General features: G+C 57.6%; 7 protein-coding genes. 5 read left to right on the plus strand and 2 right to left on the minus strand.

Translation table 11 applies throughout. The features are described 5' to 3' along the window. The first annotated feature begins 50 nt into the window (after positions 1 to 50). From B5E66_RS12270 to B5E66_RS12285, 4 genes are all read left to right on the plus strand, one after another. Entirely contained in the window at positions 51 to 710 is a 660-nt protein-coding gene (locus tag B5E66_RS12270; RefSeq protein WP_087233640.1) for a hypothetical protein, read from the plus strand. 116 nt (positions 711 to 826) lie between these two features. Further along, on the plus strand, positions 827 to 1,507 hold the full coding sequence (locus B5E66_RS12275) for a hypothetical protein (RefSeq protein ID WP_087233643.1): 681 nt from the start codon (positions 827 to 829) through the stop codon (positions 1,505 to 1,507). Positions 1,508 to 1,897: 390 nt separating this feature from the next. Then, positions 1,898 to 2,749, plus strand: a complete 852-nt coding sequence (locus B5E66_RS12280; RefSeq protein ID WP_087233646.1) for a DUF368 domain-containing protein — start codon at positions 1,898 to 1,900, stop codon at positions 2,747 to 2,749. 342 nt (positions 2,750 to 3,091) lie between these two features. Beyond that, entirely contained in the window at positions 3,092 to 5,047 is a 1,956-nt protein-coding gene (locus B5E66_RS12285) for an alpha/beta hydrolase family esterase (protein ID WP_242958198.1), read from the plus strand. A gap of 100 nt (positions 5,048 to 5,147) precedes the next feature. Here the strand turns inward: B5E66_RS12285 and B5E66_RS12290 are convergent, their stop codons facing one another. Next, on the minus strand, positions 5,148 to 6,758 hold the full coding sequence (locus tag B5E66_RS12290) for a peptide chain release factor 3 (protein ID WP_087233649.1): 1,611 nt from the start codon (positions 6,756 to 6,758) through the stop codon (positions 5,148 to 5,150). A gap of 166 nt (positions 6,759 to 6,924) precedes the next feature. Continuing rightward, positions 6,925 to 7,791: a GNAT family N-acetyltransferase gene (locus B5E66_RS12295; RefSeq protein ID WP_087233652.1), complete on the minus strand. Its 867-nt coding sequence runs from the start codon at positions 7,789 to 7,791 to the stop codon at positions 6,925 to 6,927. 177 nt (positions 7,792 to 7,968) lie between these two features. Here B5E66_RS12295 and B5E66_RS12300 point away from each other — a divergent pair, with 177 nt between their 5' ends. After that, the gene (locus tag B5E66_RS12300; protein WP_087233654.1) at positions 7,969 to 9,315 is read left to right on the plus strand and encodes a S1C family serine protease; all 1,347 of its coding nucleotides are present in this window, start codon (positions 7,969 to 7,971) and stop codon (positions 9,313 to 9,315) included. The last annotated feature ends 320 nt before the right edge of the window (positions 9,316 to 9,635 follow it).

The following is a 9,635-nucleotide window of genomic DNA, read 5'->3' on the forward strand; positions in this document are numbered from 1 at the left end:
CCTGTTTTGGGTCTCTATCTTTTATACACCATAAGGAGGAAAAATTCATTATGAAGCTCAAGAAAATTGCTTCCCTGATGCTGGCCGGCGTTATGGCTGTCAGCATGCTGGCTGGCTGCGAAGGCTCTGCCAACAGCGGCGAAAATAACGGCGAGGAGAATCAGGTTGTGGCTGCTAGCGTGGCAGATTACGCTAATAGCCTGCTGACTACTGCTCAGAAGAATGTTTTTGAGTTCAAAAACAGCGCTGATTTGACGGCTGCTCTGCAGAAAATTGCTGGCGATTCGACCAAGTATGGCAGCGAAGATATCAAGAATGCATATGAATCGCCTGTCACTACTGTTGCATATGAAGATAAGATTCAGAGTGACTTGAAAGACGATTTGGATCTTGATGTGGTTAATACTAACCAAGTGATGACTGCTACCAAGAAAGGTACTCAGGCTTATGGCTATTTCTATGCACTTTCTGGGAAACTGACAGAGGCTTCTGCTGTGCAGTTGATCGTCAAGCGTTTTGTTGATGGCGTTTATAGTCGAGACTTTTTCCCTGCTACTTGCGCAGCGACTAGTGGTACTTTGAAATGTGATTATACTGCCGAGATTAGTGCTGTGAAGGTCACTGCCCCTGACACTGATAAAAATAGTGCTTGGATTGTTGGTATCGTTGTGACTCAGACTGCTACTGAAGTCAGCAATGCTGGTGCATAATCGAACATTCTTAAATTCCAAAGAATAGAATGCGACTGAATAAAAAGATGGGACCACATTTGGAACCTGTTTCGAGTCTTATCTTTTCTACACTCATATAGGAGGAAAAATTCATTATGAAGCTCAAGAAAATTGCTTCCCTGATGCTGGCCGGCGTCATGGCTGTCAGCATGCTGGCTGGCTGTGAAGGCTCTGCCAACAGCGGCGAAAACAACGGCGAGGAGAATCAGGTTGTGGCTGCTAGCGTGGCAGATTACGCTAATAGCCTGCTGAGCGACAAGCAGAAGAACGTTTTTGAATTTGAGAATAGTTCTGAACTGACAGCTGCTTTGCAGAAGGTGGCCAAGGATTCTTCGGCTTATACAAGCAAAGAAATTGCTAAGGGCGCGGATGTCTATATTTGTCCTACGATTGGCAATTCCTCGACCGATGAATATGGTGTTTGGGATTTGTCTGCCAAGCTGAAAGATGAAATGAAGCTTGACAATGACATGAGTGGATACGGCAGTTTGAAGACTACTGCTCAAAAGGGCACTAAGACCGTAAACTGGGTGTATGAAGTTTCTGGTAAACTGGCTCAGGACGCTGCGGTTCAGTTGGTTGTTAATTATTGGGCACCTGCTACTATGAATAGTGCAGATTTCTTCCCTACCACGATTTCTACTTCTGGCCTGGATTGTGAGTACACTGCAGATATCAGCGCTGTGAAAGTCACTGCTCCTGATGACAGCAATGTGAGCACTTGGGTTGTTGCTATCGTTGTGACCCAGACTGCTACCGAAGCAGCTAACGTCTAATCAATCTTACTTATAACACCCCCGGGGCACCATACTGGGAGATGATATAAGGGGCGAGCAGGTGCCAGAGACCACCTGCACGCTCGGGTAAAACACCCATCCGATGTGGCGGCAAAGAGGAATAGAACCAATATTCCTTCTGTTGTTGATCGCACCAAAACAAAAGAACTTTTGCGTCACGAAAGATAGGGTCCCTCTGCGGGGGTCGGCTGCAAAGCCGGCCCCCGCATTGTTTTGTGTGCGCCGCTTTTGTGCGGCGGGACGGCTCTGCAACAAAAAATTCACTTTACGCCGGGCAAAGTTGTGCTATAATAGCTGCGGTACGGTTATGATAGTGGAAAAGAACAACTGCGCCCCTGCGGTGGGGCCTTGCTCAGAAAGGAACTTTCTATGCGTGATGGTGAAGAAGTTGCATTGAACCGCCCGGCAAGGGCCGTCGGCTGGGCCCTGCGTGTGCTGCAGGGCGCGCTGATCGGGCTGGGCGCTGTGCTGCCCGGGATCTCGGGCGGCGTGTTATGCGTGGTGTTTGGCATCTATAAACCGGTGATGGAGCTGCTGTCCAATCCCCTGCGGAACTGGCGCACCCACCTGCCCCGGCTGCTGCCGGTCATTTTGGGGGCGGCCATCGGCTTTTTGGGCGTGGCCAACTTGCTGGCCTTTTTCCTCGAGGCTTACCCGGACCAGTCGGTCTGCCTGTTTGTGGGCCTGATCGGCGGGATGCTGCCCTCTCTGTTCCGGGAAGCGGGCGAACAAGGCCGCACCCGTGGCTCCTATGTGGCCATGGCGGCGGCTTTTGCCCTGGTGCTGGGGCTGCTGACCGGGCTGGACGCCCTCTCGGTGGCCATTGCACCCAGCTTTGGCTGGTATCTGTTCTGCGGCTTCTGCGTGGCCCTCAGCATCATCGCCCCGGGCATGAGCTTTTCCACCCTGCTGATGCCCCTGGGCCTCTACACCCCCTTTGTGGAGGGTCTGGGCCATCTGGATCTGTCGGTGCTGCTTCCCGGCGGCCTGGGCGGCCTTGTGACCATCATCTGCCTGGCCAAGGCGGTGGACACCCTGTTCACCCGGTTCTATTCCTGCGCCTTCCATGCCATCATCGGCATCGTGATCGCGGCCACTTTGGTCATCATCCCCTTTGGCAGCTTTGCCACAGCTCTGGTGCCCAATCTCGTCTGCATGGCCGCCGGCGTGGTCATCGCTCTGGCGCTGGACCAGTTCAACAGCCGCTTTGAAAAAGAATAAACCAAGGTTTTTAAGACGCGCCAAAAGGCCCCCGCTTTCCTGCCGGAAAAGCGGGGGCCTTGTTGTTTGTCTTCTTGGTCCGGGAACTGGATGACCCGTTCCAACTGCATTTTATCGGTCTGCCAGAAATGATAAAAGAACGGGCTGAATGTTGCACAAAAATTGGAATTCTAGTATATTTGTTTGGACGAAAATGTGGTTATTCTGTTTACAAATTTTGAAAAATGTGGTAATAAAATAGCATATTCGTTTTAAATTTTGGGAAAGCAGACAAGATGAGGCGATTTCCGCCCCACTGCTTGTCCCGGAAAACTGTCAGATCGAAGGAGGTCAGAAACAAGGATGAGACGTACATGGAAAAAAGCTGTCTCTATCGCTCTGGCAGCGGGGCTGATGGCCAGTACAGTGGTTTCAGCCTATGCTGTCACAGCAGAAGAGAATGCCCAAGCTACCCTCAGCGCATCCGACTGGTATGCGCCCATTGCCCGTTGGGCGGCATCCGCAGGATTGATCGGCGGCCAAACGAGCGAATATGACGCTGCCGACCCTTATGTGAATGTCAACGTAGGTTTGTTCCACAATGTGCCCATTACAGTGGACGAGAATACATCGGGTATAGCCACCTATTACCTGCCCGACGGTATGGACCCTTGGGCTCCGGCTGTGATTGTTATGACCCCGGACCACACCACAGCAAAAGCGTTCTCCCATTCAGTTACTGGTCTGCAATGGCGTGCGGTAGCGGACCGTAATAAGATCGGCCTGGTGTTTATCGAGCCGGAAAATGGCGGTACCTGGAACCTGACCCTCAGCCCTGACGGCCGGGATGACGCCGCATTGTTGAACCAGCTGTATCAGACCATGCGCAGCAAGAGCCTGACCCTGCCCGCGGCTTTCTCGATGGATAAATCCCACACCGCTCTGGTGGGTTATGAGGAGGGCGGCGCAGCTGCTCTGTTGTTCGGCGGCCGCTGGGCCAGCGATTTTAGCTCGATCTGTGCAGTGGATGCGACCGGCGTGCCCGCGGCATCCTTGGAAACTCTGGGAGAGGCATATGTCCTGCCTTTCCCGGGCGACTCCACAGAAGGCGTGACCGAGGAGGCCATTGCGGCCAAGACGGTGGATACCCCGGTCTGGTTTATCCACTCGGATACCGGGGAGAGCAACCAGGCTGTTTTGGATTATTACCTGCGCGCCAATCAGGCGGTCCCTGCCGAGGGCAACGAGGTGGCGGAAGCGGTTTATACCACCGGCCGGGAAGGCTCTGCTTCTGAGGTGTGGATCAGCGAACAGCGGCAGTCCCCTTCTGCCATCTGGAATCAGTTCTCTGGTCAGTACAAACGGTTTATGGCCATGCAGCTGCCCGGACGGGTGGCCAAGGCTCAGGATTACAGCCAGCCTGGCTTCTCGATCCATCAGGAGAATATCAATGGTGAAGTCCGCCGTTGGATGACGTATGTACCTTCCAGCTATACAGGAGAAACTGCAATGCCTCTGGTGCTGGTGATGCACGGTTATACTGCTTCCATGTATGCCATTGCGGAGGAATCCCGCTGGTATGATGTGGCAGAGGAAAATGGGTTTATTGTGGTCTTTGCACAAGGGCTGGTTCGTCCAGCAGACGCCATGGGGAATATCCCGACAGCCATGTGGCTGGCTGGACAGTTCAGTGCCCTGGCGGGTGAAGATACTGACCCTGATGCTGACCTCGACTTCATTGATACCCTGCTGGACCGGATGGAGAACGATTACAACATCGACGCCAGCCGGATTTATGCGACCGGACACTCCAATGGCAGTCTGATGACTTGGGCTTTGGGTTCCCGCTTTGCCAGTCGCTTTGCGGCGATCGCACCGGTAGGCTATATGAGCGCCCCTATGGAAGCGATGGACTCCAATGTGCTGTTGCCCACCTGGTCTTTCCTGGGAGAATATGACAGTGCCGGCGACCCCGAACTGGTAGCGGGCGGCGCTACGGTTACTTCTCTCCAGGCATGGAACCAGCAAAACCGGACCAACGAGGCAGCAGTGGCAGACAGCACCGCCTATGATGGCGCTTTTGTCACTAAGACATTTGCCAATGATGCCGGTGTGCCTCTGGTTAAATTCACAGAGGTCAAGGATACGCCTCACGTTTATCTCCAAGAGGAGAGTGTTTCGATTTGGAATGAGTTCTTCTCCAAATACAGCCGCAGTGCAGATGGCACTTTGTACTATCAGCCAGATGATTCCAGTGCTCCTGTGGCTGTGACTCCCGGCCAATATACCGCGTCCGGCAGCTGGTACAAGGCGCAGTAACGAAAACCTCTCAAATACCTCCCGCACATACCCAAAGCAAGGCCCCCGCTTTCCTGCCGGAAAAGCGGGGGCCTTGTTGTTTGCGTTTGGCAAAGGGGGATCAGAACTCCAGGTTGCCGAATTCGCTCAATTTCAGATCGGGGTTGTGGTCGGTGGCCCAGCGCACGGCCCACTCGGAGGTGAACAGCAGCAGACGGTTGCCCCGCATATCCTCCACCGCTTTGGTGTCGCTGGTCAGGTCCAGCCCGCGCAGGGTGTAGCTGTCGGGGTCGTTCTGGATCCAGCGGATCTGCTCGAAGGGCAGGTGCTGCATCCGGATCTCCACGTTGTACTCGGTGTTCAGGCGGTACTCCAGCACTTCCAGCTGCAGCACGCCCACGACGCCCACCACCACTTCTTCCATGCCGCCGCCCACTTCGCGGAAGATCTGGATGGCGCCCTCCTGGGCGATCTGCTCCATCCCCTTCACGAACTGCTTGCGCTTCATGGTGTCCTTCTGCTCGATGCGGGCGAAGTGCTCGGGGGCAAAGGTGGGGATGCCCGCGAACTGCACCTTCTTTTTGCCGGTGCACAAGGTGTCGCCGATGGAGAAGATGCCCGGGTCGAACAGGCCGATGATGTCCCCGGCGTAGGCCTCGTCCACGATGGCCCGGTCCTGGGCCATCAGCTGGGTGCCGGTGGCCAGCTTGATGTTCTTGCCCTCCTGGACGTGGAAGGCCTCCATCCCCCGCTCGAACTTGCCCGAGCAGATCCGCATAAAGGCGATGCGGTCCCGGTGGGCCTTGTTCATGTTGGCCTGGATCTTGAAGATGAAGCCCGAGAACTCCTCCCGGCAGGGGTCCACCGGCTGGCCGGTCAGGCTGTCCAGACGGGCCAGCGGGGTGGGGGTCAGGCGGAGGAACTCCTGCAGGAAGGGTTCGACGCCGAAGTTGGTGAGGGCCGAGCCAAAGAACACCGGGCTCAGCTCCCCTTTCAGCACCCGTTCCAGGTCGAATTCCTCGGCGGCGCCGTCCAGCAGCTCGATCTCGTCCACCAGCTGCCGGTGCAGGTAGGGGGTCAGACGCTCGTCCAGGCCGGGGTCGCCCAGCTCCAGGGCGATCTCGTCCACCTTGCGTACGCCGTTGGCGCGGCCGTCTCCTTCAAAGGCCAGGACCCTGCGGCTCATCCGGTCGAACACGCCCTTGAAGTCTTTGCCGCAGCCGATGGGCCAGTTCATGGGATAGGTCTTGATGCCCAGGATCTCCTCGATGTTCTCCATCAGCTCAAAGGGGTCCCGGGCCTCCCGGTCCATCTTGTTGATGAAGGTGAAGATCGGGATATGCCGCAGGGTGCACACCTTGAACAGCTTGATGGTCTGGGCCTCCACGCCCTTGGCGGCGTCGATCACCATGACGGCCGAGTCGGCGGCCATCAGGGTGCGGTAGGTGTCCTCCGAAAAGTCCTGGTGGCCGGGGGTATCCAGGATGTTGACGCACTTGCCTGCATAGTCGAACTGCAGCACCGAGGAGGTCACCGAGATGCCGCGCTGCTTTTCAATGTCCATCCAGTCCGAGACGGCATGGCGGGCGCTCTGCTTGCCCTTGACCGAGCCGGCCTGGTTGATGGCTCCCCCGTACAGCAGCAGTTTTTCGGTGAGGGTGGTTTTGCCCGCGTCGGGGTGGCTGATGATGGCGAACGTGCGGCGGCGTTCGATTTCTTCACGATTTGTCATAGTACCTCTGTCTTTCTATCGGGAAAGGAATGATGCATACGATGGCTTCCGTTCTGCTTTACATGGGTCTGGTCTCCTGATGATTCCTTCTGATCTATCCATGACACACATATTCTATATTACGCCAAAACGGCCCAGCGCGCAAGAGGAAAAGCGCAGTTTTGGGCTATTTTTTCAGCACAAAACAGGGCAGGGGCGCGCTGGCGGCCCAGTTGGCAAAGCTGCAGGTCAATACCGTGTACCGCTCCAGGGGCAGCGTGTGCAGCCAGGAGAGGACCGCCTGCTTTTCGGTGTCCCCGATCACCGCGCCGCTGTACAGCACCGCGGAGAGGACGCCGCCGGGGCGCAGCGCCTGGAGGGCCGCCTCCAGCGCGGGGATGCTGGTGCCGGCGCTGCTGTGGACGGTGTGGTCGGCGCCGGGCAGCCACCCGAAATTGAACATCACCCCGTCGGCGGAACCGGGCTGGAGGTAGTGCAGAAGGTTTGCGTGGCTGTCCAGCACCAGCCGGCAGCGCCGGGCCGGGATCCCCTCCCGTTCCAGGCGGGCGGCGGTGGCCTTCAGGGCCGCGGGCTGGATATCGAAGGCAAGCACCTGCCCTTCCTCCCCGGCCAGGCGGCACAAAAAGGCGGTATCCCCGCCGTTGCCGCAGGTGGCGTCCACCAGCAGCCGGGGGCTTTGCAGGCGGGCGGCCAGGAACTCCTGGGCCAGCCGGACGGCGGTCAGGTCGGGTTTGCGCCGGCGCACCAGCCGTCCCGCCTCGGGCTGAAAGCCGAACTTGGCCCAGAAGGCCTCCTCCCCCGCCTCCTGCGGCAGCGGCGCGGCAAAACAGCTGGCGGTGTCTGCGGCGTAGCCGCCCAGGCGGTGCAGCACCTGCCGCAGCAGGTAGGAGCCATAGCCCCGGCGGCGCCAGGCCGGATCGATCCACAGGAGCGAAAGGCAGGTGCAGTCCCCTTCCTGCCGGAAGGCGCAGCGGCCCGTCAGGGTCTTTTCCTTGTAGAGGGCAAAGCCCTCCTCTGTCTGAACAAGTTTCATAAAAACGTTCCTTTTTGCCTCTTTGATTCTGCACCGGCGCCAAACGACCGGATTTCACATTTTCTTCACGGCGGCATGAAGCGGTTTTCACAATTTCAGGTTAAACTATAATCAGCCGAAGGGGAAAGGTCAAGACCCCACCCCCTTCCGTCCTCCATGAAAGGAAATGATACGAGTATGGATAATGAGAACAAATGGGAATACGATTATTCCTCCCTCTACAACTCTTCCGGCAGTGGCAATGGCGGCAGCGGCTATGCAAACGTAGGCAGCAGCGGGAGCAACACCGCCAACCAATATGAAGCCGGAGGCGGCGCACAGCCGCCCCGTTCCCCTGAGATGCATCCGGTACAGGACCCCGGCGAGATGCCCAAGAAGCGCCGCCGCCGCGTCCGGGCCGGTTCGATCCTGCGCAGCGTGCTGGCCCTGGTGCTGGCAGCGGCCGTCGGGTTTGCCGGCGGTTATGTGGGCAGTATGGTGGGTGACCACAACAAACTGGTCATCCAGGCATCCGACCGCACCGAGCAGCTTACCAACGCTCTGGCGTCTTCCACCTCCACCGGCGGCGACGATCTGACCACCGCACAGGTGGCGGCCCTGGTCACCCCCAGCGTGGTGCCCATCACCACCGAGGCGGTGGTCTACTCCAACTGGTCCTGGTTCGGCCAGCGCCAGATCGAGTCGGGCGCCGGCAGCGGCGTCATCATCAGCGATGACGGCTACATCCTCACCTGCGCCCACGTTGTGGACGGGGCTTCCAACATCACCGTCACGGTGGGCGACACCGATTACACCGCTTCGGTGGTGGGCTCGGATACCGCAAGCGATGTGGCCGTGCTCAAGATCGACGCCACCGGCCTGACCCCCGCCGTTGTGGGCGACAGCAACGCCCTGGCCGTGGGCGAAGAAGTGGTGGCCGTGGGCAACCCCCTGGGCAACCTCAGCGGCACCGTCACCAACGGTATCGTCAGCGCCCTGAACCGGGATGTCTCGATCGAGAACAACAACGGTTCCATCCTCAATTTGTCCCTGATCCAGACCAGCGCCAGCATCAGCCCGGGCAACTCGGGCGGCGGCCTGTTCAATATGGCCGGTGAGCTGATCGGCATCGTCAACGCCAAGTCGGACGCCTCGGGCGCCGAGGGCCTCGGCTTTGCCATCCCCATCAATGACGCCATCGATGTGGCGCAGGATCTGCTGGAGAACGGCTATGTCAGCGGACGGCCCTATCTGGGCATCACCTATGTGGCCGTCACCGACGAGGCCACGGCCCAACAGCTGGGCGTATCCACCTATGGCATCTACATCGTGGAGGTCAGCGCCGGGTCCGGAGCTGCTGCCGCCGGACTGGAGCCGGGTGACCGCATCGTCAGCATCGACGGCGCGGAGATCGCCTCCCGCGATGACGTGAGCGCGGTCATCGACCAGCACGCCGCAGGAGACACCATCTCCATCACCATTGCCAGAGACGGCCAGATGATGACCGTCGAGGCCACCCTGGGCGAACAGGTGCCCAACAACTAATTTTGCGAACCTACCAAAACAGGTTTACAGGTCCAATTTCCGGAATACAGAACTCCCTTCTGATTTTCCTCCTTACAAAAGGCTCCTCCGTCCCTAGACCCGGCGGGGGAGTTTTTTGCGCCCGAAAGCGCCCTGCGAAAGCGGGGCGCTTTTTCTTTGCCTCCAAGTCCCCTGCCCCAAAGTTAGAGTATACGAACTAAGGAAAATAAAGAAAAAATGGGAAATTTTGAAATTGGGTCTTGACACCGGGGGGGGTATGTTATGATAGGCACACAAAGGAAAGGACCTTCCTTTGAACCTGTTTTGGGTCTCTATCTTTT

The organism is Faecalibacterium sp. An121 (assembly GCF_002160915.1).
GTDB classification, from domain to species: domain Bacteria; phylum Bacillota; class Clostridia; order Oscillospirales; family Ruminococcaceae; genus Faecalibacterium; species Faecalibacterium avium.